At 71.0% G+C, this 22,199-nt stretch carries 26 protein-coding genes; 14 read left to right on the forward strand and 12 right to left on the reverse strand.

Annotated features, from left to right (window positions below; all coding sequences use genetic code 11):
* Positions 1-4 precede the first annotated feature (4 nt).
* A complete protein-coding gene (arsM, locus tag ACTYVM_RS32515) occupies positions 5-790 on the reverse strand; it encodes an arsenite methyltransferase (protein ID WP_445529411.1) in 786 nt (261 codons plus the stop codon).
* Between the two features lie 173 nt (positions 791-963).
* On the opposite strand from arsM, the gene ACTYVM_RS32520 reads away from it, so the two are divergent.
* The 3 genes from ACTYVM_RS32520 (at position 964) to ACTYVM_RS32530 (ending at position 2,140) form a co-directional block, all read left to right on the forward strand.
* On the forward strand, positions 964-1,095 hold the full coding sequence (locus tag ACTYVM_RS32520; protein ID WP_445529465.1) for a hypothetical protein: 132 nt from the start codon (positions 964-966) through the stop codon (positions 1,093-1,095).
* Between the two features lie 29 nt (positions 1,096-1,124).
* On the forward strand, positions 1,125-1,223 hold the full coding sequence (locus ACTYVM_RS32525) for a multicopper oxidase domain-containing protein (RefSeq protein ID WP_445529464.1): 99 nt from the start codon (positions 1,125-1,127) through the stop codon (positions 1,221-1,223).
* 98 nt (positions 1,224-1,321) lie between these two features.
* On the forward strand, positions 1,322-2,140 hold the full coding sequence (locus tag ACTYVM_RS32530) for an isocitrate lyase/PEP mutase family protein (protein ID WP_445529412.1): 819 nt from the start codon (positions 1,322-1,324) through the stop codon (positions 2,138-2,140).
* A gap of 58 nt (positions 2,141-2,198) precedes the next feature.
* Here ACTYVM_RS32530 and ACTYVM_RS32535 read toward each other — a convergent pair whose 3' ends face one another.
* The gene (locus tag ACTYVM_RS32535; RefSeq protein ID WP_445529413.1) at positions 2,199-2,999 is read right to left on the reverse strand and encodes a DUF427 domain-containing protein; all 801 of its coding nucleotides are present in this window, start codon (positions 2,997-2,999) and stop codon (positions 2,199-2,201) included.
* Positions 3,000-3,078: 79 nt separating this feature from the next.
* Entirely contained in the window at positions 3,079-4,023 is a 945-nt protein-coding gene (locus ACTYVM_RS32540; protein WP_445529414.1) for an NmrA family NAD(P)-binding protein, read from the reverse strand.
* A 477-nt stretch (positions 4,024-4,500) separates the two neighbouring features.
* On the opposite strand from ACTYVM_RS32540, the gene ACTYVM_RS32545 reads away from it, so the two are divergent.
* The gene (locus tag ACTYVM_RS32545) at positions 4,501-5,913 is read left to right on the forward strand and encodes a hypothetical protein (RefSeq protein WP_445529415.1); all 1,413 of its coding nucleotides are present in this window, start codon (positions 4,501-4,503) and stop codon (positions 5,911-5,913) included.
* A 178-nt stretch (positions 5,914-6,091) separates the two neighbouring features.
* Positions 6,092-6,277 carry a hypothetical protein gene (locus ACTYVM_RS32550; RefSeq protein WP_445529416.1) on the forward strand — a complete coding sequence of 62 codons (186 nt, stop codon included), beginning with the start codon at positions 6,092-6,094 and terminating at the stop codon, positions 6,275-6,277.
* 58 nt (positions 6,278-6,335) lie between these two features.
* Here ACTYVM_RS32550 and ACTYVM_RS32555 read toward each other — a convergent pair whose 3' ends face one another.
* The 3 genes from ACTYVM_RS32555 to nicT form a co-directional block, all read right to left on the reverse strand.
* A complete protein-coding gene (locus tag ACTYVM_RS32555) occupies positions 6,336-6,458 on the reverse strand; it encodes a hypothetical protein (RefSeq protein ID WP_445529417.1) in 123 nt (40 codons plus the stop codon).
* A 27-nt stretch (positions 6,459-6,485) separates the two neighbouring features.
* Positions 6,486-7,127 carry a superoxide dismutase gene (locus ACTYVM_RS32560; protein WP_445529418.1) on the reverse strand — a complete coding sequence of 214 codons (642 nt, stop codon included), beginning with the start codon at positions 7,125-7,127 and terminating at the stop codon, positions 6,486-6,488.
* A gap of 76 nt (positions 7,128-7,203) precedes the next feature.
* Positions 7,204-8,370 carry a Nickel transporter NicT gene (gene nicT, locus ACTYVM_RS32565; RefSeq protein ID WP_445529419.1) on the reverse strand — a complete coding sequence of 389 codons (1,167 nt, stop codon included), beginning with the start codon at positions 8,368-8,370 and terminating at the stop codon, positions 7,204-7,206.
* 262 nt (positions 8,371-8,632) lie between these two features.
* Between nicT and ACTYVM_RS32570 the strand changes: the two genes are divergently transcribed.
* The 3 genes from ACTYVM_RS32570 to ACTYVM_RS32580 all read left to right on the forward strand — a co-directional run bounded on the left by ACTYVM_RS32570 (position 8,633) and on the right by ACTYVM_RS32580 (position 10,471).
* Positions 8,633-8,935: a hypothetical protein gene (locus ACTYVM_RS32570; RefSeq protein WP_445529420.1), complete on the forward strand. Its 303-nt coding sequence runs from the start codon at positions 8,633-8,635 to the stop codon at positions 8,933-8,935.
* Between the two features lie 177 nt (positions 8,936-9,112).
* On the forward strand, positions 9,113-9,283 hold the full coding sequence (gene rpmF, locus ACTYVM_RS32575; RefSeq protein WP_445529421.1) for a 50S ribosomal protein L32: 171 nt from the start codon (positions 9,113-9,115) through the stop codon (positions 9,281-9,283).
* 6 nt (positions 9,284-9,289) lie between these two features.
* On the forward strand, positions 9,290-10,471 hold the full coding sequence (locus ACTYVM_RS32580; RefSeq protein WP_445529422.1) for a GTP-binding protein: 1,182 nt from the start codon (positions 9,290-9,292) through the stop codon (positions 10,469-10,471).
* 19 nt (positions 10,472-10,490) lie between these two features.
* Here the strand turns inward: ACTYVM_RS32580 and ACTYVM_RS32585 are convergent, their stop codons facing one another.
* Complete coding sequence (locus tag ACTYVM_RS32585) at positions 10,491-10,709, reverse strand: YozE family protein (RefSeq protein ID WP_445529423.1); 219 nt, start codon at positions 10,707-10,709, stop codon at positions 10,491-10,493.
* A 213-nt stretch (positions 10,710-10,922) separates the two neighbouring features.
* Between ACTYVM_RS32585 and ACTYVM_RS32590 the strand changes: the two genes are divergently transcribed.
* Both ACTYVM_RS32590 and ACTYVM_RS32595 read left to right on the forward strand, forming a co-directional pair.
* Entirely contained in the window at positions 10,923-12,029 is a 1,107-nt protein-coding gene (locus ACTYVM_RS32590) for a Dyp-type peroxidase (protein WP_445529424.1), read from the forward strand.
* 19 nt (positions 12,030-12,048) lie between these two features.
* Complete coding sequence (locus tag ACTYVM_RS32595; RefSeq protein WP_445529425.1) at positions 12,049-12,885, forward strand: family 1 encapsulin nanocompartment shell protein; 837 nt, start codon at positions 12,049-12,051, stop codon at positions 12,883-12,885.
* Between the two features lie 58 nt (positions 12,886-12,943).
* On the opposite strand, the gene ACTYVM_RS32600 is transcribed toward ACTYVM_RS32595, so the two are convergent.
* The 4 genes from ACTYVM_RS32600 to ACTYVM_RS32615 form a co-directional block, all read right to left on the reverse strand.
* Positions 12,944-13,261, reverse strand: coding sequence for a sulfurtransferase TusA family protein (locus ACTYVM_RS32600; protein WP_445529426.1), 318 nt, complete (start codon positions 13,259-13,261; stop codon positions 12,944-12,946).
* On the reverse strand, positions 13,258-14,463 hold the full coding sequence (locus tag ACTYVM_RS32605) for a cysteine desulfurase family protein (RefSeq protein WP_445529427.1): 1,206 nt from the start codon (positions 14,461-14,463) through the stop codon (positions 13,258-13,260). The genes ACTYVM_RS32600 and ACTYVM_RS32605 overlap by 4 nt, the downstream gene beginning before the upstream one ends.
* Entirely contained in the window at positions 14,460-15,128 is a 669-nt protein-coding gene (locus tag ACTYVM_RS32610) for an ArsR/SmtB family transcription factor (RefSeq protein WP_445529428.1), read from the reverse strand. Before ACTYVM_RS32610 ends, ACTYVM_RS32605 begins: the two co-directional genes overlap by 4 nt.
* Before the next feature lie 147 nt (positions 15,129-15,275).
* Positions 15,276-16,538, reverse strand: coding sequence for an MFS transporter (locus ACTYVM_RS32615; protein ID WP_445529429.1), 1,263 nt, complete (start codon positions 16,536-16,538; stop codon positions 15,276-15,278).
* Between the two features lie 300 nt (positions 16,539-16,838).
* Between ACTYVM_RS32615 and ACTYVM_RS32620 the strand changes: the two genes are divergently transcribed.
* Positions 16,839-17,357 carry a GNAT family N-acetyltransferase gene (locus ACTYVM_RS32620; protein WP_445529430.1) on the forward strand — a complete coding sequence of 173 codons (519 nt, stop codon included), beginning with the start codon at positions 16,839-16,841 and terminating at the stop codon, positions 17,355-17,357.
* Between the two features lie 247 nt (positions 17,358-17,604).
* Positions 17,605-17,832: a hypothetical protein gene (locus ACTYVM_RS32625; protein WP_445529431.1), complete on the forward strand. Its 228-nt coding sequence runs from the start codon at positions 17,605-17,607 to the stop codon at positions 17,830-17,832.
* A 168-nt stretch (positions 17,833-18,000) separates the two neighbouring features.
* Here ACTYVM_RS32625 and ACTYVM_RS32630 read toward each other — a convergent pair whose 3' ends face one another.
* The gene (locus tag ACTYVM_RS32630) at positions 18,001-19,338 is read right to left on the reverse strand and encodes a dicarboxylate/amino acid:cation symporter (protein WP_445529432.1); all 1,338 of its coding nucleotides are present in this window, start codon (positions 19,336-19,338) and stop codon (positions 18,001-18,003) included.
* A gap of 740 nt (positions 19,339-20,078) precedes the next feature.
* Here ACTYVM_RS32630 and ACTYVM_RS32635 point away from each other — a divergent pair.
* Positions 20,079-20,603 carry a transglycosylase SLT domain-containing protein gene (locus tag ACTYVM_RS32635; RefSeq protein ID WP_445529433.1) on the forward strand — a complete coding sequence of 175 codons (525 nt, stop codon included), beginning with the start codon at positions 20,079-20,081 and terminating at the stop codon, positions 20,601-20,603.
* A 280-nt stretch (positions 20,604-20,883) separates the two neighbouring features.
* Positions 20,884-22,146: a glycoside hydrolase family 3 N-terminal domain-containing protein gene (locus tag ACTYVM_RS32640; protein ID WP_445529434.1), complete on the forward strand. Its 1,263-nt coding sequence runs from the start codon at positions 20,884-20,886 to the stop codon at positions 22,144-22,146.
* Positions 22,147-22,199 lie beyond the last annotated feature (53 nt).

Consider the following 22,199-nt stretch of genomic DNA (forward strand, 5'->3'; position numbering starts at 1 on the left):
CCGGTCAGGAGACCGCTTCGGCAGGCACCGGCTTGGTGGCGCGGATGATCGCGGAGTGCATGCCGTCCGCGACGGTGCGGATCGGGGTGATCTCGACGTCGGTGAAGCCGGCGGCCTCCAGGCCCGCGCGGTATTCGGCGAAGGCCAGCGCGCCGGCGATACAGCCGACGTAGTCACCGCGTTCGGCGCGCTGCCCGGGCGTGAGGGTGTCGTCGGCTACGACGTCCAGGACGCCGATGCGGCCTCCCCCCTTCAGGACGCGGAAGGTCTCGGCGAAGACGGCCGGCTTGTCGACGAACAGGTTGATGACGCAGTTGGAGATCACGACGTCGACGGTGTGCGCGGGCAGCGGGATCGCCTCGATGACGCCCTTGAGGAACCGGACGTTGGCCGCGCCGGCCCGCTCGGCGTTGGCGCGCGCCAGGGCGAGCATCTCCTCGGTCATGTCCAGGCCGTACGCCATGCCGGTGGGGCCGACGCGGCGGGCGGAGAGCAGGACGTCGATGCCGCCTCCGGAGCCGAGGTCGAGGACGTCCTCCCCCTCGCGCAGTGCGGCGACAGCGGTGGGGTTGCCGCAGCCGAGGGAGGCGGCGACGGCCTCGGCGGGCAGGGCGTCGCGCTCGTCGGCGGCGTAGAGGGTGGCGCCGAAGTTCTCGTCGACCTCGACCGGCTGCGGCCCGCGGCAGGCGGTGCCTCCCCCGGCGACCTTCACGGCCGCCGCGGCATAGCGCAGACGGACGGTCTCGCGCAGGGGGGTGGACTCGGGCGGGGTGGTGGGCTGCTCGCTCATGGTGTGACTCCCGGAAAGCGGGGCAGGAAATCGCCCCGGAGCGGCTTGTATTGACGTGCGTGAATGCAACCTTGGACCCTGAATCGAAAAACGTCAACATAGAAGCATGTCGAAACAAGGCGGCGGGGCGATGAGGCGGCGTCTCGGCCCTGGTGGAGATGAACCATCCGGGCGTGTGGGTACTGGGGGATCTGGCCGACGGCGACCGGAGGAACGGCATGGGCACCGTGGTCGAGTACGCCGGCCGCGGCGGTTCCCACCGGCTCCGCCGGGTGGTGGCACCCGTGCGGGCGAAGGCGCGGTAGTCCCAGGAGGCCTTGGGCGGTGCGGTCCACTGAGGCTCACCGCCGACCAGCCGGGCCTGTCCCTGTTCCACTGCCACCAGCAACTCCACATGGACTACGGCTTCATGACCCTGCTGCGCTGCACCTGACCCACGCCCTTCGGGCGCCGCGCGGGCATGGGGAGCAGGCTGTACGTGAGGTCGGTTTCCCGCCGGAGGACGGGCGGACGACGTGTTTGACTCCGCGCATGACCACCACGCAGTCGGCCAAGGCCCGGCTCCTCCGTTCTCTGCACACGTCCGCGGCGCCGCTCGCGCTCGCCAACGCCTGGGATGTCGCGAGCGCCCGGGTGATCGAGTCCGCGGGTGCCGCCGCGATCGCCACGACGAGTGCCGGCGTCGCCTGGTCGTTGGGGGCGCCGGACGGTGACGTCCTCGGTCGCGACCAGGCACTGGGGCTGATCTCTCGCGTCGCCGCCGCGGTCGCGGTTCCGGTCACCGCCGACATCGAGGGCGGGTACGGGCACAGCGCGGCGGATGTCGCCGAGACCATCACCGGGGTGCTCGCGGCGGGCGCTGCCGGGGTCAACATCGAGGACGGTTCCCGAGCCCCGGCCGAGTTCGTAACGCGGCTGGCCGCCGCCCGGCGGACCGCTGACCGCGCGGGCGTGGAGTTCTTCCTCAACGCCCGTGTGGACACGTACCTGTTGGGGCTCGGTGACCCGGACACCCGGCTCGAGGAGACCCTGGCGCGGGCGCGCCTGTACGTGGACGCCGGCGCGGACGGCGTCTTCGTGCCCGGTGTCACCGACTCCGCCACCATCGCGGCTCTGGCCGAGGGCATCTCCGTGCCGTTGAATGTCATGGCCGGCCCCGGCGCCCCGAGCGTCGCCGATCTGGGCGCCCTCGGCGTGGCCCGCGTGAGCGTCGGCTCCGGCGTTGCGCAGGCCGCGTACGCCGCCGCCCGCCGCGCCGCGCGGGAGCTCTTCGACACCGGCGGCTACGGCTGTCTGGCCGGCGGCATCACCTTCCCGGAACTCAACACCCTGCTCTCCGACCCCCGTTGACGGCTCCCAGTTCCGTGTTCGGGACGGCCCGGTGCCGAGGCGGCCGGGAGTGCGGAGGTCAGACGGGGTGCTGCCGCTCCCACACGGCTCTGGTGACGGCAGGGGGGCGTGGCAGCAGGTGGCCGTCGAGGTACAGGTCCACGCGCTCGTTGTGGAAGGCCACCAGCCCGGCGATGGGCGCTGCCTGCCGGGTCGGGAAATCGTAGGCCCAGGCGAGGTCGGGGTGGGTGGCGGTGTCCGTGGTGGCGGACCAGTAGCCGCTGGTGTTGCCCTTGTAGGGGCAACTGGTGACGGTGTCGGTCGGCTGCATGCGGGTCCAGTCGATGTGCACGCGGTCGAGGTAGTAGCGCGTGGGGAGCCCTGTCTCCAGCACCATCACCGAGGAAGGCGCGTCCGCGAGCACGGCTTTGTCGAGCACGACGCGCACACCACGGCCCGACCGAAGCGCATCGACGCGGGTGTAAGGGCTCCTTGGGTGGACGAACACCTGCTCGTCCTCTTCGAACCAGGCGTCGACGGCCTCCCAGCGGAAGCTGACAAAACCGGCGACACCGGGTACGTCATCGGCCCACTCCCAGGCCGCGCCCGGGCGGGTCAGCTCGCCCAGCCGGAGGGTGTGGCGACGCGCCCTGCCGATCCGTAGCGCCATGATCCGGCCCTCGTCGAGGAGGACACCGTCGCGGATGTCTTCGCGAGGCACGCAGTACTGCGGGTACCCCGGCCAGAGCCACACGTAGCGCGCCCGCACGGTGTCGAAGACGGGAAGGTTCACCGCATAGCCGCGGATTCGACGCGGTACGGGCTCGACATGGCCGACCGGGACGATCATTTCCGGGTAGTCCGGTGTGAAGCGCTCCATGGTCTTCTGTCCTCATGGCGTTGGTGCCCAGTACTGCGGGGGTCGCGCGACCTCGGCGACGGCTGGGCCTGTTCGACGGTCAGCCCTCGGCGGAGGACACGTTGAACAAGCCGGGGTTCTCACGGACGTAATCGGCCACCCCCGTAGGAGGCCGCCCGGTAACCTGCTCGACCCCGTCCGCCTTGCGGTCGTATCGGTTCTCCGCGTGCAGGCGAGCCATGGTGGACAGGTGCTGGAAGACATGGTCCGGCAGCCCCAGAGGCCTGAGATCGTCGTCGATCCATTCCTGCAATGGGACGTCGGTGTAACGGACCGGTCGCCCCAGAGCTGCGGAAACCTCCGCCGCCAATGCGGCGAGGTCCTCCGAACGCGGACCGGTCAGCTCATAGATCCCGCCGATATGCCGAGCGGGGTCGGCCAGGATCTCCTCCACGACCGCGGCGACGTCCCCGGCCGCCACAGGGGAGGTCTTGGCCCGGCCGAAGGGCAGTCTGATGCTTCCGTTCTTCGCAATCGAGGAGAAGCCGACACGGAACAGCGGGTTCTCCAGGAACACGGTGGGCCTGATCTGGACGACGGGCAGGCCCGACCAGTCGAGGACCTGCTCGACCAGCCACTGCTGCCGCTGCTGGACCGACTCGGAGGTGCCGGTGAGGTCCATCTCGGAGACCGTCAACTGCGACATGTTCACGAACGCTTCCAGCCGCCCGTACGCGCGTGCGACGGCCGCCGCCGTCACGCCGGCCTCCAGATACTGCGCCGACACGCCCATGCCGAAGTACATACGTCCGCAACCGGCCAGGGCGTCGACGACGTCGCCCGCGCGTGTCAGGTCTCCGACGACGACCTCGGCGCCCGTCGCACGCAGCGCCTGGGCCCGCCCGTCATCGCGACGCACCATGGCCCGGACGGGCAGGTCCCGTTGCCGAAGGCCTTCGACCACGGATCGCCCGACGGCCCCGACGCCGCCCGCCGCGCCAGTCACCAGAATGGGCAGCACGCCGGCCTCCGGGGTGTGGTCCATACGGGCAGCCTGCGGTGCGCCGAGCCAGGGCGCAACTGGAACCCGACGAGGTGGCCAGGCGCTCACCGGTCGACCATGGCAAACAGGACCTGAAACGCTCGGGCATGGAAGTACTCCGACATCAGATCGCTGTGCTGTGGAACAGCCGGGCGCTGCGACACACGAGGTTTCTCCTTGCCTCGCTACCTCGAAGTAATCGGATCGGGGTATCTAATTATGTTTTGTCATGATTTTCCGTCAGGCGCCCTGTCATGCCTGCGTCTTGTCGCGTGAGGTGTGCGGGGCGCTTTGCCGTGAGGAGAGGTGAACCCGCGGATGAGCGCTCGTGCTCGTGGACAGGGTGTTTTGCCGTGGTACCGGGCCGGCCGTCGGTGGCACGTGGCCGCGTTCAGGGCCCCGGCCGGTGGCACGACCCCGGTTCGTGCCGTCGGTGCGTCCGATCCGGTCGGCTCGGGTGGACGGCGTGGCGAGCGCGGTGTGGGGGTGGTATCGGCGGGGTGCGCGCTGCTGTCCGGTATGGCGCTGCTGGCGGCCACGGCTCCACCGGTGGCCGCCGCGCCGGCGGGGGCCGTGCCGGCGCGGGCGCACAGGGCTGATCCGTCGCAGACCTTCACCTTCACCGGCGCCCCGCAGACCCTGACGGTTCCGGCGGGGGCGGTGGTCACGATCACCGCGGACGGCGCCGGCGGCGCCGACAACACCGGCACTCCCTGTTCCGTCACGGGGACCGGTGGGACGGGGGCGCGGGTCGTCACCACCCTCCCGCAGACCGCCGCACCGACGACCTTCACCGTCAACGTCGGCGGCACCGGCGGCACCGGCTGCACCGGCACCGGGACGCCGGGTGCAGGCGGGTTCAACGGCGGCGCCCCAGGTGGGAGCTTCCCGCTCAGTGGTTCTCATTTTGAAGGTCCGGGTGGGGGCGGGGCCTCCAGCATCAGTGCGGGCGATTCCCTGCTGGTGGTCGCCGGGGGCGGCGGTGCCGCCGGCGGCACCGGAGCGGGCTCTACGGGAGGGAACGGAGGCCACGGCGGGACAACGCCGGATGCCGCCGGCGGCACCGCGGGAAGTGCCACCGGCCCTGGGGCTTCGCCGGGGCAGGGTGGGGGCGGTGGCAGCACCAGCACCAGTACCGGCGGTGCCGGCGGGGCCGCCGGCACCGTTCCCCTCTGTGCGGTCACGAACGGCGGGCCGGGGAGCGGGTTCTCCGGTGCCACGGTCGGAACCGGCGGTACCGGCGGCAGCTTCGACGGCGGCTGCGCCGCCAGTGGCATCGCTGGTGGTGGAGGCGGTGGGGGTGGGTACTTCGCCGGCGGGGGCGGCGGCAGTGGCGCCGTCAACCGCAACGGCACCTCGGCGGGTGGAGGCGGGGGTGGTGGGGGCAGCAGCTTCGCCACCCCCACGGGTACCGGCACGAGCTACGCGCTTTCGACGATGGGGACGGCGAACCACAACGGCCGGGTGACCATCTCCTACACGGTCCCGTCCTTGACCATCGCCAAGACCCACACCAGGCACTTCACCCAGGGGCGGGACGGCACCTACACCATCACCGTGGGCAACGCCGCCGGGGCCGCCCCGACCGACGGCACCACGGTCACCGTGCACGACACGCTCCCCGCCGGGCTCAGCGCCGACAGCATCCGTGGCACGGGATGGAAGTGCACCCTGAACACCCTCACCTGCACCCGTAGCGACGTCCTCCCCGCCGGGAGCAGCTACCCTCCCATCACCCTGAAGGTCGACGTCTCCTGCAGGGCCCACGCCCGGGTGACGAACACCGCCAGTGCCACCGGGGGCGGCGACACCACGACCCACACCACCACCGACCGCACCAAGATCAAGCGCCACCAGCACGACCGGCGCTGCGAGCGCCACAACCACCGCTAACCCAACCGACCCGTACCAACGGCGGGGCGCGTCCATGAGGACGGTCCCGCCGGTCAGCTCTTCCACGCCTGCGTCGCGCCGGCCGCGCCTTCGCCGCGCTCAACGCGACCGGGCGGCTGGTGCTTCCACCGACGGCCGGACCGAGACAGTAGCGAGGTCAAGGCCGATCGGCGATGCGGTGCGCCAACCAGGCGAGGGCGGGCGGCTTCCGGTATTCGACGGCGTGGTGGCCACCCTCGAACAGCTCGAAACCCTGCTCGCGCCCCTGGCCAAGGAGGAGTTGGGGCACCTGGCCGCCCTCCTGCGGGTCGTGGCCCTCGCTGTCGAGGAGGACGGCCCACCCCTTATGCCGCACGTCGACTGAACCTCCGGCACCACCGCCCGGTCGGCCCCTTCGACGAGTTCCTCCACGCCGGAGGAGATCAGCGGGACGCCATGATGGCCCTCAGCCGCGGCAGGTGGTCACCGGTGAAGTGCTCCCCGGGCGGCGTGCCCGGGGAGCACTTCGCGGTGCGCCTGCCGGTGAAGGGTGAGAAGACGATCACGAGCAGGACATCCGGGGGACTACGCCGTTACGGCGCGAGCAGCAGGCTGTCGCCGCGCTCCTGGGCGGCGGTGTAGCGCCTGGCCACGTCCTGCCAGTTGACGACCTTCCACATCGCCTCGATGAAGTCCACCTTCTGGTTCTTGTACTGGAGGTAGAAGGCGTGCTCCCAGGCGTCGAAGACCAGGATCGGGGTGGAGCCCTGGCCGACGTTGCCCTGGTGGTCGTAGACCTGTTCCACGATCAGGCGGCCGCTCAGCGGCTCGTACGCCAGCACGCCCCAGCCCGAACCCTGGGTCGTGGCCGCGGCCTTGGACAGCTGCGCCTTGAAGCCCGCGAAGGAACCGAACGATTCCGCGATGGCGTCGGCCAGCTCCCCCACGCCGTCCTTCTCCAGCGGCTCGCCGCCACCGTCGCCGGTCATGTTGTGCCAGTAGATGCTGTGCAGGATGTGCCCGGAGAGATGGAAGGCCAGGTTCTTCTCCAGACCGTTGATCGAGCCCCACGACTCCTTGTCCCGCGCGTCGGCGAGCTGCTCCAGCGTGTCGTTGGCGCCCTTGACGTAGGCCGCGTGGTGCTTGTCGTGGTGCAGCTCGATGATCTCGGGGCTGATGACCGGGGCGAGCGCCGCGTAGTCGTACGGGAGTTCCGGGAGCGTGTAGACCGTCATGGCCGGCATCATCCTTCGGCTTTATTGCGAACGAGTTGCAAGTGCACCCTAGCAGCAATAATGACGCCGTCGGCGACTATTCGGCGACCGGCTCCGCCGGCGCCGAGCCGGTCAGGCCCGCCTCCCACTTCTCCTCGATGCGACCGACCTTCCACACCACCACGGCAACGGCCCAGGTGGCGACGAACAGGCCGACGACGGCGTAGCCGACGGTGTTCAGGTCCAGGCCGGACACCCAGCCCCAGAAGCGGCCGTGCAGGTCCGCCTTGTCGGCGAGCAGGCCGAGGAGTTCCACGGTGCCGATGACGAGCGCGACGGCGACGGACAGTCCGGTCATCGTGAGGTTGTAGTAGACCTTGCGGACCGGCTTGGACAGGGCCCAGCCGTAGGCGAAGTTCATGAACGAGCCGTCGATCGTGTCCAGGAGCGACATACCGGCCGCGAAGAGCACCGGCAGGCACAGGATGGCGTACCAGGGCAGCCCGGAGGCGGCACCCGAACCGGCGAGCACGAGCAGCGCGATCTCGGTCGCGGTGTCGAAGCCGAGGCCGAAGAGCAGGCCCAGCGGATACATCTGCCACGACTTGGAGACGGCCTTCGTCAGACGCCCGAGCAGCCGGTTCATGAAGCCGCGACTGTCGAGCTGCTTCTCCAGGGCCGCCTCGTCGAAGTGGCCGGCCCGCATGCGCCGGAAGACCTTCCAGATGCCCACCAGGATCAGCAGGTTGATGATCGCGATGACGTAGAGGAACGTTCCGGAGACGGTCGTGCCGATCCAACCGGTGATGTCGTGCAGCCCGGAGTCGCCGTTCCGGACGGGGTCCGCCAGTGCTCTCACCCCCACGGAGAGCAGGAGGGCCAGGACGAACACGACCGTGGAGTGCCCGAGGGAGAACCAGAAGCCGACCGACAGGGGCCGCCTGCCCTCCCCCATCAGTTTGCGGGTGGTGTTGTCGATCGCGGCGATGTGGTCGGCGTCGAAGGCGTGCCGCATGCCGAGCGTGTAGGCGGTGACCCCGATACCTACGCCGAAGGCCTGGGTGCCCACGCTGTAGTGCTCCGGCGCGACGATCACGACCAGCGTGAACCAGCCGATGACGTGCAGCGCGAGGATGAAGGCGGCCATCCCGCCGACGCCGGCCCACTCCTTCCGGGTCATCGACGTGCGGACGCGGTGCCACGTGGAACCGCGTCCGGCGGTCGCGGCCGGGCGTGCGGGAGCGGAATCAGGTGCGGTGGGCATGGGGTACGGGCCTTGCTTCTCGGTGAGCGGCCGCCTTCAGCCGCACCCCACACGTTTCTGCAAAGCATGTGCAACTAAAACAATTTGGCAGCAAAGGTCCGGTCAATTCGGTCGAGAGCGCGGGCCGGGCCGGACCGACCACACGCCCCCACCGCAGCGACATTTCAGCCAGATGTTCACGAATCGCCTTATATTGATGTCGCGACGCACGGCCTGCGCCGCCACCATCCGCAGGCCGCCGAACAGACCCCAGGAGCAGCGCATGGCCACTGCCACCGAACACCGCACGCACGACGACCACACCCACACCCACGGCGAGGGCTGCGGACACGTCGCCGTCCCGCACGGCGACCACACCGACTACGTGCACGACGGACACCTGCACAAGCCCCACGCCGGCCACGTCGACGAGTGCGTGGCCGTCGGCCACGCCGCCCACGCCGACCACGACCACCAGCACGGCGAGGGCTGCGGACACGTGGCCGTGCCCCACGAGGGCCACATCGACTACGTGCACGACGGCCACCACCACGCCGCCCACGAGGGGCACTGGGACGACCACTGACCCGACGGGACGCTCCCCCGGCCGACGGCCGGCGCCCTCGAGAGGGCGCCGGCCGTCGCCCTGCCGCGACGCACAGCCGAATAGTAATGAGATTCATTTTCATGTAGCCTCCTGGTGCTCACCGAGGGCGCCCGCCGCAGGTGCCCGCAGAAGGTGCCCACCGAACCAGGAGGACCCATGGCCGTTCCCAAGCGGAAGATGTCCCGCAGCAACACCCGCCACCGCCGCGCCCAGTGGAAGGCGGCCGCTCCCGCGCTCGTCCCGATCACCGTCGACGGCTCCACCTACCTCGTGCCCCAGCGGCTGGTGAAGGCCTACGAGCGCGGGCTGCTGCGCCCCGAGGGCTGACCGTTCATGCCTTCCGACCGACTTCCCGTCACCGTCCTGTCCGGATTCCTCGGCGCCGGCAAGACGACTCTCCTCCATCACGTCCTCGGCAACCGCGAGGGACTGCGTGTCGCGGTCATCGTCAACGACATGAGCGAGGTCAACATCGACGCCGCCCTGGTGCGGGGCGGCGAGGCGGCCTTGTCACGCACCGAGGAACGCCTGGTCGAGATGACCAACGGCTGCATCTGCTGCACCCTGCGCGACGACCTGCTCGAGGAGGTGGACCGGCTGGCCCGCGAGGGCCGCTTCGACTACCTGCTTATCGAGTCGTCCGGCATCTCCGAACCCATGCCGGTGGCGGCGACGTTCGCCTTCGCCCGCGACGACGGCGCCACCCTGGCGGAGGTCGCCCGCCTGGACACCATGGTCACGGTCGTCGACGCGGCCGGCTTCCTGCGCGAGCTGACCGACGGCGACGAGCTCGCCGAGCGCGGCCTGGACCAGTACGAGGACGACGAACGTACCGTCAGCGACCTGCTGATGGACCAGGTCGAGTTCGCGGACGTCATCGTGCTCAACAAGCTCGACCTCGTCGACGAGGAGTCGGCGGACCGGCTGCGGGCCGCACTCACCCGCCTCAACCCGGTCGCGCGGGTCGTCACCGCCGTGCACGGCCGCGTGCGGACCGCCGACATCCTGGGCACCGGGCTGTTCGACCTGGAACGCGCCCAACAGGCTCCTGGCTGGGTGATGGAGCTGAACGGCGACCACGTTCCCGAGACGGAGGAGTACGGGATCTCCTCGACCGTCTTCCGCTCCGAACTGCCGTTCCACCCCGGCCGGCTGTGGACGTTCGTGACCGAGAAGCTCGACAGCGGCGCATTCGGCGAGGTCCTGCGCTCCAAGGGGTTCTTCACACTGGCCGGACGGCGGCAGGTGACGGGCCTGTGGTCGCAGGCCGGCTCCGTGGCACGCTTCGAGCCCTCCGGCGCCCGCGACGCCGACAGCCCCGAGGGACAGGAACTGGTCTTCATCGGTACGCATCTGCACGCGGACGCGCTGCACGCGGCACTGACGGACTGCCTCCTGGCCGACGGCGAAGGCCTGCCGCCCGTCGACCCGTTCCCCGCCTGGGACACCTACGGCGTCGACGACGCCTGCGCGCACGAGCACCCCGAACCCGTGGCGGGGGTGGCACGCGGCTGAGGAGCGACGCCCCGTGCCCTCAGTGAGGCAGGTGCTCGAACTCGCTCCAGGCGCAGCGCAGGGTGTCGATCACCTCCGGGGCGGCCCCGCGGCCCTCCAGGTACTGCCGGTACGTCTCGACCGTGGCCGCCTCGGGCCACTGGGGGTCGTTCGCGACGGCGCGGGCGAAGGACCCCAGGCGGTTCAGCTCCTCGGTGTGACTCGTGAGCCACCGCGTGAAGTCGGCTGTGTCGTTCATCGCATGCCTTCTCACCGAGGGAACGCCCACTGGTCCTGGCGCTGCCGTCCGCCCCGCCGGCCGCCGTTCCTCCAGGCTCCCACGAGCGCGCGGCAAGTCAAACCAGTCGCATGTGGACGGCCGACGGGCCGCCGAGGCCGCGGTGGCGGGTGCCGAGCCCGGGCCATACGGTGAACAGGTGCCCGCCCGTGACCCTCAGGAAGGGGCGTGCCCATGTGCGCGCACTCCCAGGACCCGCAGCCCCAGCCGGTGCTGTCCTCGCTGACGGTCGCGGCGATCTTCCTGGTCGTGACCATCGACCGGGGTGGCGAGCCGGTCGTACGGGACACCCTGTCGGAGCTGAACGGGCTCCGGCGGGCGGTCGGTTTCCGGGCGGCGGAGGGGCGGCTGAGCGTGGTCGTGGGCATCGGCTCGGACGCGTGGGACCGGCTGTTCGCGGGCCCGCGTCCGGCACAGCTGCATCGTTTCCGCGAGGTGGCCGGAGCCCGGCACCGGGCGGTCTCGACCCCCGGCGACCTGCTGTTCCACATCCGCGCGGCCCGCCTGGACCTCTGCTTCGCGCTGGCCGCCGAGATCATGGAACGGCTGCGCGGCGCCGTCACTGTGCGTGACGAGGTGCAGGGGTTCAAGTACTTCGACGTGCGTGACCTGCTCGGCTTCGTGGACGGCACGGAGAACCCGACGGGCCGGGCGGCCGACGAGGCGGTCCTGATCGGCGACGAGGATCCGGGGTTCGCCGGGGGCAGCTATGTGATCGTGCAGAAGTACCTGCACGACCTGGACACCTGGAACGCCCTGCCGGTGGAGGAGCAGGAGAGGGTGATCGGGCGCAGGAAGCTGTCCGACATCGAGCTGGACGACGCGGTCAAGCCGGCCGACTCGCACGTGGCGCTGACCACGATCGAGGATCCGGACGGGACGAAGCACGAGATCCTGCGCGACAACATGCCCTTCGGGACCGTGGGGCAGGGCGAGTTCGGGACGTACTTCATCGGATACGCCCGCACTCCGGCGGTGATCGAGCGGATGCTGGAGCGCATGTTCCTGGGCGCCCCGCGGGCCGCTCACGACCGGATCCTGGACTTCTCCACCGCGGTCACCGGGTCGTTGTTCTCCGTGCCCACCAGCGACTTCCTCGACGACCTCCCTGACGCGCCGGCCGCGCGCGGGAGCCAGGAGGATCACGAGGACGGCGAGGACGACGAGGCCGGCGAGAACGACGGCGAGGCGGCCGAGGAGACCCAGACCCAGCCCGTGCCCGCGGTGGTCCGATCGCCGGCCGTGGACGGCTCGCTGGGGATCGGCGATCTGAGGATGTGACAGGAGGCGAGCCCCCGCGATGGACAATCTGCATCGTGAACTGGCACCCATCTCCGCCGCCGCGTGGGCCGATCTGGAGGAGGAGGCGCGGCGTACGTTCAAGCGGCACGTCGCGGCCCGCCGGATCGTCGACGTGCCCGAGCCGTGCGGCCCGGAGTCGGCGGGTGTGGGGACCGGGCACCTGCGGGCCGTGGCGGCACCGGCCGAAGGGGTCGAGGCACGCCTGCGCCGGTTCCAGCCGCTGGTCGAACTGCGGGTGCCGTTCACCGTGGACCGGCAGCAGGTCGACGACGTCGCGCGCGGCGCCAAGGACGCGGACTGGCAGCCGGTCAAGGACGCTGCCCGGCAGATCGCCTTCGCCGAGGACCGCGCCGTGTTCGAGGGCTACCCGTCCGCGGACATCGCCGGTCTGCGGGAGAGTTCGTCCAACTCCGCGCTGACCCTGCCCGCGGAGGCACGCCAGTACCCGGACGTCGTCAGCAAGGCCCTGACCGCGCTGCGGCTCGCCGGTGTCGGCGGCCCGTACACGCTCGCGCTGAGCGCCGCGGCGTACACCGCGGTCAGCGAGACGTCCGACTACGGCTACCCGGTCATCAAACACATCGCCCGCGTGCTGGACGGCGACATCGTCTGGGCGCCCGCCATCGACGGGGCGTTCCTGCTGTCGACGCGGGGCGGGGACTTCGAACTGCGCCTCGGCCAGGACCTGTCCGTCGGCTACCTGTCGCACGACGACACCAGCATCCAGCTGTACTTCCAGGAGACGCTGACCTTCCTCGTGCACACCGCCGAAGCCGTCGTGCCCGCGCGGGGGCCGGAGCCCTCGCCCGACGAACACGCGAAGGCTCGAGCGTGAAGGTCGCCGTCACGTGGCCGACCGGACAGGCGGCGCGGGAGCCTTGCGTGACGTCCGGTCAGGATGACCGGCGGGATGCCGGTCCGGTGGTGTGCCAGGGGGCGTCGGTGCGGGTCGGGCGGGCGTGGCTGGTCAGGCGCAGCGCGTAGACCGGGTGTTCGGCGGCGCTCGGGACGGAGCCGAGGTAGCGGTGGCCGGTCATGTGGCACCAGGCGGGGAGGTCGAGCGGGGCGGCCGGATCGGTGGCGATGACGTGTACGCGGGTGCCGGGGGCGGCGCCGTCGATGGCGGCGCGCAGTCTCAGCAGGAGGGTGACGCAGAGCAGTCCGGTGCCGTCGACCGTGATGTCCGCCGCACCCGCGTCGCCGGCGGTCACCGGGTGCCCGCCGTGGAGGGTTCCGTCGTGTCGGTGGCCGTGGCCGCCGCGGCGATCGCGGCCGCGGCCGCCTCGATCTCGTCCTGGGTGGTCCAGCGGCCGAGGGAGAGTCGTACGGCTTCCAGGGCCCGCGCGGGGTCGATGCCCATGGCGGTCAGGACGGGCGAGGGGGTGTGGGTGCCGCTGTGGCACGCGGAGCCGGTGGAGGCCGCGACGCGGGGTGCGCCGTCCAGCACGCGGTGGCCCGGTACGCCGTCGATGCCGATGTTCAGGGTGTTCGGCAGCCGCCGCTCCGCGGGGCCGTTGAGCCGTACCCTCCCGGGCAGGGCGTCGACGAGTCGGTGGTGCAGTTCGTCGCGCAGGCCCCTGATCCGCTGGTGCGCGCCGTCGGCGAGGTCGTCGGCGGCGAGTCGCGCGGCCGCGCCCAGGGCGACGGCGAGGGCGACGTTCTCGGTGCCGGCGCGCAGCGCGCGTTCCTGGCCGCCGCCGTAGACGACCGGCTCCAGTCGCACGCCGTCGCGCACGAACAGGGCGGCGGCACCCTTGGGCGCGTACATCTTGTGCCCGACGACCGTGAGCAGGTCGGCGCCCCACTCCCGTACGTCCAGGGGGATCTTGCCGACGGCCTGGGCGGCGTCGCAGTGGAACAGCGCCCCGGCCCGGTGGGCGGCGTCGGCGAGTTCCCTCACCGGCTGGAGGGCGCCGGTCTCGTTGTTGGCGGCCATGACCGACACCAGCACGGTGTCCTCGTCGAGCGCGGCGGTCAGCGCGGCCGGGTCGACCAGGCCCTCGCGGTCGACGGGCAGCACCGTGGTCCGTGCCTGGTGCAGACGCTCCAGGGCCCGGCAGGTGGCGAGGATCGCGGGGTGTTCGGTGGCCTGGGTGATGAGGTGGGGGCGGGTCCGGGCGGAGGCCAGGGCGGCTCCGCGCAGGGCGAGCAGGTCGGCCTCGGAGCCGGAGGCGGTGAAGACGATCTCGTCCGGGCGGGCACCGATCAGTTCGGCGACCCGGGCGCGAGCCGCCGTGAGGGCGCGGCGGGGTTCGCTGCCGTAGGGGTGGGTGCTGGAGGGGTTGCCGAAGTGTTCGGTCAGGTGGGGCAGCATCGCTTCCACGACGCGCGGGTCGACGGGGGTGGTGGCGTTGTAGTCGAGGTGGACCGGTCCGCCGGTCAGGCCCGGGTGCGGCGGCGGGAGGTGGGTCACGCGCTCGCCCCCGCGTCCACGGGCTGCTCCGCCAGGCGCCATTCGAGCATGCCGTCGTTGAGGCGGACGGCGCGGCGGCCGTTCTCGGAAAGCAGGCGGACGGCGTCGTGGGCGAGGACGCAGTAGGCGCCGCGGCAGTAGACGACGACCTCGGCGTCCTCGGGCAGTTCGCCGACACGGTCGGCCAGTTCCTCGACGGGGATGGAGACGGCGCCGGGAATGTGCCCGGCCCGGTACTCCTCGACCGGGCGCACGTCCAGGAGCACCACCTGCCCTGTTTCCACGCGGGTCCGCAGCTCGTCCCGGGTGACCGTGCGGCCGCCGCCTTCGCCGAGGTGGGCGTCACGGGCGGCCGGAACGCCCGTCTGGTGGGTCTCGGCGACCTTGAGCAGCAGGGCGAAGAGCTGGGCGACGTCGTCGCCCGCGAGCCGGTAGTGGATGCGTACCCCCTCGCGCCGGGTGCTGACGAAACCGGCCTGCTTGAGGGTCTGCAGATGCGCGGAGGCGGTCGTCAGGTTGAGTCCCGCCGCCTTCGCCAGCGCGTCGACCGTTCGCTCGCCCTGGGCGAGGAGGTCGAGCAGTTCCAGGCGCTTCCCGCTGGCCAGCGCCTTGCCGCTGGCCGCGAACGCGTCGTAGAGCCGCGCCTTCGTGGGCGTCCCCGCCATGCTCTCCTCCCGTCCCCGCACCCATTCCTCCATAAATCTATGGAATAGCGTACCCGAGCTGCCGCGATCACTTGGGGAGCGTGGCGTTCGCCACGCCGACGGTCGTCCGTCCTCTTCTTCGTTTCCCGCCGGCTGCTTCTTCGCTCCTCACCGGCTGCGCGCGGTGGCGGCGACGGCCGGGAGGACGGCCAGGGCGAGGACGCCACAGGTCAGGGCGAGGACGGGATAGCCGGCGAGGTCGACGACGAGGCCGGAGGCCAGTCCGCCGGTGGCGCCGGCGATGGCGATGGAGACGTCGACCATGCCCTGGGTCCTGGCGCGGGTGGCCAGCGGCACCGTGTCGGTGATGATCGCGGTGCCCGAGACGAGGCCGAAGTTCCAGCCGAGGCCGAGCAGCGCCAGGGCGAGCGCCAGCAGCGCGACGGAGTCTCCGGGGGCGAGTGCGGCGACCAGTCCCGCGACGAGGAGGGTGACCCCGGAGGCGCCGGCGATCGCGATCCGGCCGTAGCGGTCGACGAGGCGGCCGGTCAGCGGCGAGGGCAGGTACATGGCGCCGACGTGGATGCCGATGACCAGGCCGGAGGCGGCGGTGCCGTGGCCGTGGTCGTGCATGTGGACCGGGGTCATGGTCATCACCGCGACCATCACGAGTTGGGTGAGGACCATGACCAGCGCTCCCAGTACGACGCCGCCACGCGGCTTCGGCGGCGCCTCTTCGGCGACCGGACCGACCTGTGCCGCCCGCGCGGCGGGGGTCTGCTCCGCTTCGGCGAGGGTGCGGGCCAGCAGGAGGGGGTCGGGGCGCAGCCAGAGGGCCAGGACGGCGGCGGCCGCCGCGTACGCGGCCCCGGCGAGCAGGAAGGGGCCGGCCAGGCGGGGGATGCCGAGGGTGGCGGCGAGATCGCCGGTGGGGGCGGCGAGGTTGGGGCCGACGACGCCGCCGAGGGTGGTGGCGACCAGGACGGTGGACACGGCGCGGGCGCGGTGGGTGGGGGCGGCCAGGTCGGCTCCGGCGTACCGGGCCTGGAGGTTGGTGGCGGTCCCGGCTCCGTAGACGAACAGCGCGACGAACAGCAGGACGGGGCTGCCGAGGCCCGCGGCGGCGAGGACGCCGGCACTGCCGACCGCGCCGGTGAGGTAGCCGGCGGCCAGGCCCGGGCGGCGGCCTCTCGCCTGGGATACGCGGCCGACGACTATCGCGGCGAGCGCGCTGCCCGCGGTGAACAGGGCGCTGGGCAGTCCGGCAAGACCTGTGGTGCCGAGCATGTCCTGGGCCAGCAGGGCTCCGACGGTGATGCCCGCCGCGAGTCCGGCCCCGCTGAGGACCTGGGAGGCCACGAGGACCTTCAGGATGCGGCGCTGCGCCTCGGGGCCGGCGGCGAGGGTGGACGATGCCGCTGTGCTCGTCACGGGTGGGGCTCCTTTCGGTGGCGGGAAGCACCCGCCACCCGGTGGACGGGGTCGGCGATCAGGTCGGCGGGGACAGGTCTGCGGACATGGTCGTCGACAGGGTCGCGGACAGTCCATCCTCCATAAATCCATGGAATATCGTAGGCGATGCCGCGGGATGTGCGGCCACACGCCGAGCGGCCACCGCGGGAGCCCTCGTCGCGGCGCCCCGCACCACGTCCCCGGAGAGGGGAGCCCCCGGCCGACCGCCGAGCGCCGCCCCGGACGCGGAAGTCGACGCCCGCATGGTTGGGTTGCGGCATGAGCACCCTCACGGCCCCCGCCATCAGCACCGGTCGGCTGGACCTGCTGCCACTGCGCGTCGAGCACGCCGAGGAGATGGCCGCGGTGCTGTCCGATCCGGCCCTGCACACCTTCATCGGCGGCGCTCCGGACACCCCGCGGGCCCTGCGCTCACGCTACGAGCGCATGACCGCCGGCTCTCCCGATCCGGCCGTCTCCTGGCTGAACTGGGTGATCCGGCTGCGCGACGAGTCCTGCCTGACGGGCACGGTCCAGGCGACGGTCGCCCCCTCCGGCCATGACGCAGTCGCCGAGATCGCCTGGGTGGTGGGAACCCCGTGGCAGGGAAGGGGCATCGCCGGCGAGGCCGCACGGGCACTCGTCGACTGGCTGGACGAGCAGCGGGTTTGGACCGTCGTCGCCCACATCCATCCCGACCATCGGGCATCCGCCGCGGTCGCCACCGCGGCCGGGCTCGCCCCCACCGACGCATGGCAGGAGGGCGAGCGCCGGTGGTGCCGGAGCGTCAGGCGATGAATCAGGAGCCGGTCGCGCCCGGCGCAAAGGACGACAAAGGCGCCGCGTGACTCGGTCATGACCGGGATTCCGCGGAAGTCGGCTGTGCGCGGCGTGTTCTCGTTCCGCGGCCGCTCAGGGCCTTGTGCACGCGGAAAGTTGGGACACTCGGGGCAAGGTGGCCGGTGATCGAGATGCGGGTCGCGAGGAGCGGTGCCAAAAATCGAACGGAGAGGCAGTGACGCCGACTACAGAAAGGCTGTCGATCATGCGAAGCAGGATCATACGCGCTCTGACCGCCAGCGTCGCCGCAGGCATGCTCGCCAGCGGAGCAGCCGTGGCCTCTACAGGAACCGCCTTCGCGGTGCCGACGAACGCGAAGGTGGCCGGCAGCGACCCCGCGGCCGCGCACACCAAGACGCCGCCCCACAAGAAGTGCCCGAAGGGTGAGCACTACAAGAAGGTCCACGGCAAGTGGGGCTGCCACAAGAAGTAGCCGCCGTGCCGGGCGCCGGGGACACTCGGCCGGGACGACCGTGCCGACTGCGCGACTCCTCGGCGCCCGGCGTCGCACGCGGGTAGCGCCGCTGAGAACGCGCCTCCGCCCTGCCGGCCAACGGCCGTCAGGGCGGAGGATGTTGTGGCCCCCGGAACGGGGTGGGCGTCAGGCGGACACCCGGGCGGCCTGCTGCGGCTCGTCGTAGAGGCTCTCCACGTGGTCGGCCGGGGAGGCCGAGGCGTTGTCGTACTTCGCGTGGTCCAGGATCTTCTCACGGGCGGAGACGAGCACCGGGACGAGGGCCTGACCCGCGACGTTGGTTGCCGTGCGCATCATGTCCAGGATCGGGTCGATGGCGAGCAGGAGGCCCACACCCTCCATCGGCAGGCCGAGGGTCGACAGAGTGAGCGTCAGCATGACGGTCGCGCCGGTCAGACCGGCGGTGGCCGCCGAGCCGAACACCGAGACGAAGGCGATGAGCAGGTACTCCTTGACGCCGAGTGGGACATCGAAGATCTGCGCCACGAAAATCGCGGAAATCGCCGGGTAGATGGCCGCGCAGCCGTCCATCTTGGTCGTCGCGCCGAACGGCACGGCGAAGGAGGCGTAGTCCTTCGGAACGCCGAGACGGATCGCCGACTGCTGGGTGACCGGCATGGTGCCGACCGAGGAGCGGGAGACGAACGCCAACTGGATGGCGGGCCAGGCTCCCTTGAAGAACTGGACCGGGTTCAGCTTCGCGACGGTGGCGAGCAGCAGCGGGTAGACGCCGAACAGGACCAGGGCGCAGCCGATGTAGATGTCGGCGGTGAAGGTCGCGTAGTTGCCCAGCAGGTCCCAGCCGTACTGCACGATGGCGCGGCCGATGAGGCCGGCGGAGCCGATCGGGGCGAGCAGGATCACCCACCACAGGGCCTTCTGGAGCAGTTCCAGGACGGACTCGGAGAGCGTGAGGACCGGCTGGGCCTTCGGGCCGATCTTGAGGATCGCGATACCGGCGACGACCGCCATGAAGACGATCTGGAGCACGTTCAGCTCGGTGAACGGCGTGATGACGTCGGTCGGGATGATGCCGGTGAGGAAGTCGAGCCAGCTGCCGGCGTGGTCCGGCTTGGCGCCGTCGGCCGCGGTGAGGGCCGAGCCGGAGCCCGGGTTGGAGACCAGGCCGATGACGAGGCCGATGACGACCGCGATCAGCGAGGTGATCATGAACCAGAGGAGGGTGCGGCCGGCCAGGCGGGCGGCGTTGTTGACCTTCCGCAGGTTGGTGATCGACACCAGGATCGCGAAGAAGACCAGGGGCGCCACGGCCAGCTTCAGCAGCTGCACGAAGATGCCGCCCACCTTGTCGAGGGTGGTGGCGAGCCAGGACACGTCATAGGTGCGGGCGACGAAGCCGAGGATCAGACCGACGGCGAGGCCGAGCAGGACCTGGGCCCAGAAGGGGACGGGTATCCGGAAGCCTGAGTTCGCGGGCTTCGGATCAGCGGTGTTCGCGGACACGGACACACTCCAGTAGGGACGCGCGGAAAGATGAGTTTGAGCGGGGACTTACAGGAGCGGCGCCCGGAAGAAACGTCAACAGCGCCGCCGCATCGATGAGTTCGCGGTCAGGCGCGACAAGCCGCGGACACGCGGCGGCAGAGATCGACATGCAGACGCGACACGAGCGGTACGCCCATGACGACGCGGCAGACGCCGTAGGGGGCGTCTGCGCGGTACGCGGCTGCTGTGTTCACGGCAAAACGTTAACACTCCTCCTTTGGGAACCTCAAAGGGACTCTTTGGATCGAGGGTGCCCTTTTCCCGCCTTGTTCCCGGCCTGCGCCGACCCCCTCCCCCCAGGGAGCCGACTCGGAGCCGACACCCGGTCCGCTCTGTGCGATTAAGGACCGATTTGCGGCTCCAGAAGCCCCGTGGATGTGATGCCACCCATAGGAGCCAGATCACGTCCTAAGGCGAGTCGTAGCGGGCAGGCCGCCGTCAGCAGCAAAGAAAGCCCCACTCTGGAACATTTCGGGCATTTACTACGCAGTCGGGTAGTACGCCACACCTTTGCGTCCCTCTCGACCGGCCGCTAACCATGGCTGTCGTTGCTCCGAGCCACGAGACGGACGGCCTGGCGAACTCCGCCGGCTCCACCCGCTCCGGCCCGACGCAGCGCGGGGTCCCGCCCCACGCCCACCGCAATCAATTGCGAACGGCACCACCGACGACGTCCCCCACAGGAGAGTTACTTCCGCATGACCACGACCACTCGCACCAACCGCTTCGCCCGCCTGCGCACCCTCACCGTCACCGGCATCGCCACGACCGGCGCCGCGGCCGCCGCCCTGACCCTGATGCCCTCCCCCGCACAGGCCGCCGAAGCGACCCAGGTGCACGCCACCCCCGTGGTCGCGGCCCACACCACCGACAGCCGCGCCTACAGCGGCAAGACCGGCTACAGCAACAACCTGGACGGCTGGATCCGCCAGTCCCTGGCCATCATGAAGGCCAAGGGCATCCCCGGCACTTACGAGGGCCTGCACCGCAACATCATGCGCGAGTCCGGCGGTAACCCCCACGCCCAGAACAACTGGGACATCAACGCCCGCAAGGGCACCCCCTCCAAGGGTCTCCTCCAGGTCATCGCCCCGACGTTCAACGCCTACCACGTCTCCGGCACGGCCCACAGCCTCACCGACCCGGTGGCCAACATCACCGCGGCCGCCAACTACGCGGCCCACCGCTACGGCTCCATCGACCGGGTCAACTCCGCGTACTGATCCCGCGCACGACGCAGCGATCCTGCGCACGCGCGCGACAGGGCCGGTGCCGGCAGCGACAACCGCTGCCGGCACCGGCCCTTGCCATGGTCGCCCCGCCCTCCCCAGCTCCCGTCCCGCACCGATCCATCGATACCCTGCGTAACCATCAAAGAGCGGACAAATGCCCCATAAAGTACCGTGTGATGGACGTGGCGAGCACAGCTCGCCGTAGGGAAACAGCCGCGAAGTCAGCGGTTTTCGGTAGGCCCTGCACGTGTCCAGGTCAGGAGACAAATCCATGACAACACGGGTCCGGCAGATCAGGAGCCGCCGCTCCACAGCTCTGCGCTGCGCGGCACCGCTGGTCACCCTGGCACTGGCCGCCACCGGCTGCGGTGCGTCGGTCACGCCCGGGCGAACAGGCGACTCGCCCCGATCCCCCACCACCAGCGGCACCGCCACCGACGTGCCCCCCGCCGCCGCGAGCACCCCCTCGCCGACAGGGACCGGCACCTGCACCGACCGCGTCTTCTCCGGCATGACCACCGCTCAACGGGTGGGGCAGCTGTTCATGGGCGGGATCTCCGCGGCCCACCCCGACCAGGCCCAGCTGAGCACCCTGCGCGACCACCACGTGGGCTCCATCATGCTGACCGGCCGCAGCACCGCCGGCGTGGCGGCGACCAGGACGACGGTCGACGGCTTCCAGGGTCAGGCGGACAAGGTCGGCGGCCGCCGGGTCGGTCTGCTGGTCGCCACCGACCAGGAGGGCGGCCAGGTGCAGGTGCTGAACGGCCCCGGCTTCTCGGCCATGCCCAATGGGCTGACCCAGGGCAGCTGGCCGACCTCGACGCTGCGCAGTCAGGCCGCCGGATGGGCCAAGCAGCTGAAGGACGCCGGGGTCAACCTGAACCTGGCACCGATCGCCGACGTGGTGCCGGCCAGTCTGGGCACCCGCAACGTGCCCATCGGGTCCTTCAAGCGTGAGTACGGCGACACCCCGGACATCGTGACCTCCCACTCCGGCGCCTTCGCCGCGGGCTTCGCGCAGTCGGGCGTGATGACCACGCTCAAGCACTTCCCCGGGCTGGGCCAGGTGATCGGCAACACCGACACCACCGCCAACGTCGTGGACTCCGTGACGACCGCGAGCAGTCCCAGCCTCGAGCCCTTCAAGGCGGGAATACGGGCCGGCTCCCCCTTCGTGATGGTCTCGTCGGCCACCTACACCAAGATCGACCCCAAGCATCTGGCCGCCTTCTCACCGACGGTGATCAGTCAGCTGCTGCGCGATCAGCTCGGCTTCAAGGGCGTGGTCATCTCCGACGACATCGGAAACGCGGTCGCGGTGCGGTCCTTCACCCCCGCCCAGCGGGCCGTGAACTTCATCGCGGCGGGCGGGAACATGATCCTCACGGTGCGTCCGAGCACCGTGCCCGCGATGACGCAGGCCGTCGAGGCCCGTATGCGGCAGGACGCCTCCTTCCGGGCCAAGGTCGACGACAGCGTGCGCCGGATACTGGCCGCCAAGCAGTCCGCGGGACTGCTCGACTGCCACTGAGGTCCCCCCTGGGACAGCAGGTCTCGGGACGCGCGATCAGGTGCTCGGGGTGC

The sequence above is a fragment of the Streptomyces cyslabdanicus genome, from assembly GCF_052663305.1.

Bases quoted from the DNA above. Each gene is read 5' to 3' on its own strand.
- arsM (WP_445529411.1), bottom strand. From the start codon at position 790: ATGAGCGAGCAGCCCACCACCCCGCCCGAGTCCACCCCCCTGCGCGAG.
- ACTYVM_RS32530 (WP_445529412.1), top strand. From the start codon at position 1,322: ATGACCACCACGCAGTCGGCCAAGGCCCGGCTCCTCCGTTCTCTGCAC.
- ACTYVM_RS32535 (WP_445529413.1), bottom strand. From the start codon at position 2,999: ATGGAGCGCTTCACACCGGACTACCCGGAAATGATCGTCCCGGTCGGC.
- ACTYVM_RS32540 (WP_445529414.1), bottom strand. From the start codon at position 4,023: ATGGACCACACCCCGGAGGCCGGCGTGCTGCCCATTCTGGTGACTGGC.
- ACTYVM_RS32560 (WP_445529418.1), bottom strand. From the start codon at position 7,127: ATGACGGTCTACACGCTCCCGGAACTCCCGTACGACTACGCGGCGCTC.
- nicT (WP_445529419.1), bottom strand. From the start codon at position 8,370: ATGCCCACCGCACCTGATTCCGCTCCCGCACGCCCGGCCGCGACCGCC.
- ACTYVM_RS32570 (WP_445529420.1), top strand. From the start codon at position 8,633: ATGGCCACTGCCACCGAACACCGCACGCACGACGACCACACCCACACC.
- rpmF (WP_445529421.1), top strand. From the start codon at position 9,113: ATGGCCGTTCCCAAGCGGAAGATGTCCCGCAGCAACACCCGCCACCGC.
- ACTYVM_RS32580 (WP_445529422.1), top strand. From the start codon at position 9,290: ATGCCTTCCGACCGACTTCCCGTCACCGTCCTGTCCGGATTCCTCGGC.
- ACTYVM_RS32585 (WP_445529423.1), bottom strand. From the start codon at position 10,709: ATGAACGACACAGCCGACTTCACGCGGTGGCTCACGAGTCACACCGAG.
- ACTYVM_RS32590 (WP_445529424.1), top strand. From the start codon at position 10,923: ATGTGCGCGCACTCCCAGGACCCGCAGCCCCAGCCGGTGCTGTCCTCG.
- ACTYVM_RS32595 (WP_445529425.1), top strand. From the start codon at position 12,049: ATGGACAATCTGCATCGTGAACTGGCACCCATCTCCGCCGCCGCGTGG.
- ACTYVM_RS32610 (WP_445529428.1), bottom strand. From the start codon at position 15,128: ATGGCGGGGACGCCCACGAAGGCGCGGCTCTACGACGCGTTCGCGGCC.
- ACTYVM_RS32620 (WP_445529430.1), top strand. From the start codon at position 16,839: ATGAGCACCCTCACGGCCCCCGCCATCAGCACCGGTCGGCTGGACCTG.
- ACTYVM_RS32625 (WP_445529431.1), top strand. From the start codon at position 17,605: ATGCGAAGCAGGATCATACGCGCTCTGACCGCCAGCGTCGCCGCAGGC.
- ACTYVM_RS32635 (WP_445529433.1), top strand. From the start codon at position 20,079: ATGACCACGACCACTCGCACCAACCGCTTCGCCCGCCTGCGCACCCTC.
- ACTYVM_RS32640 (WP_445529434.1), top strand. From the start codon at position 20,884: ATGACAACACGGGTCCGGCAGATCAGGAGCCGCCGCTCCACAGCTCTG.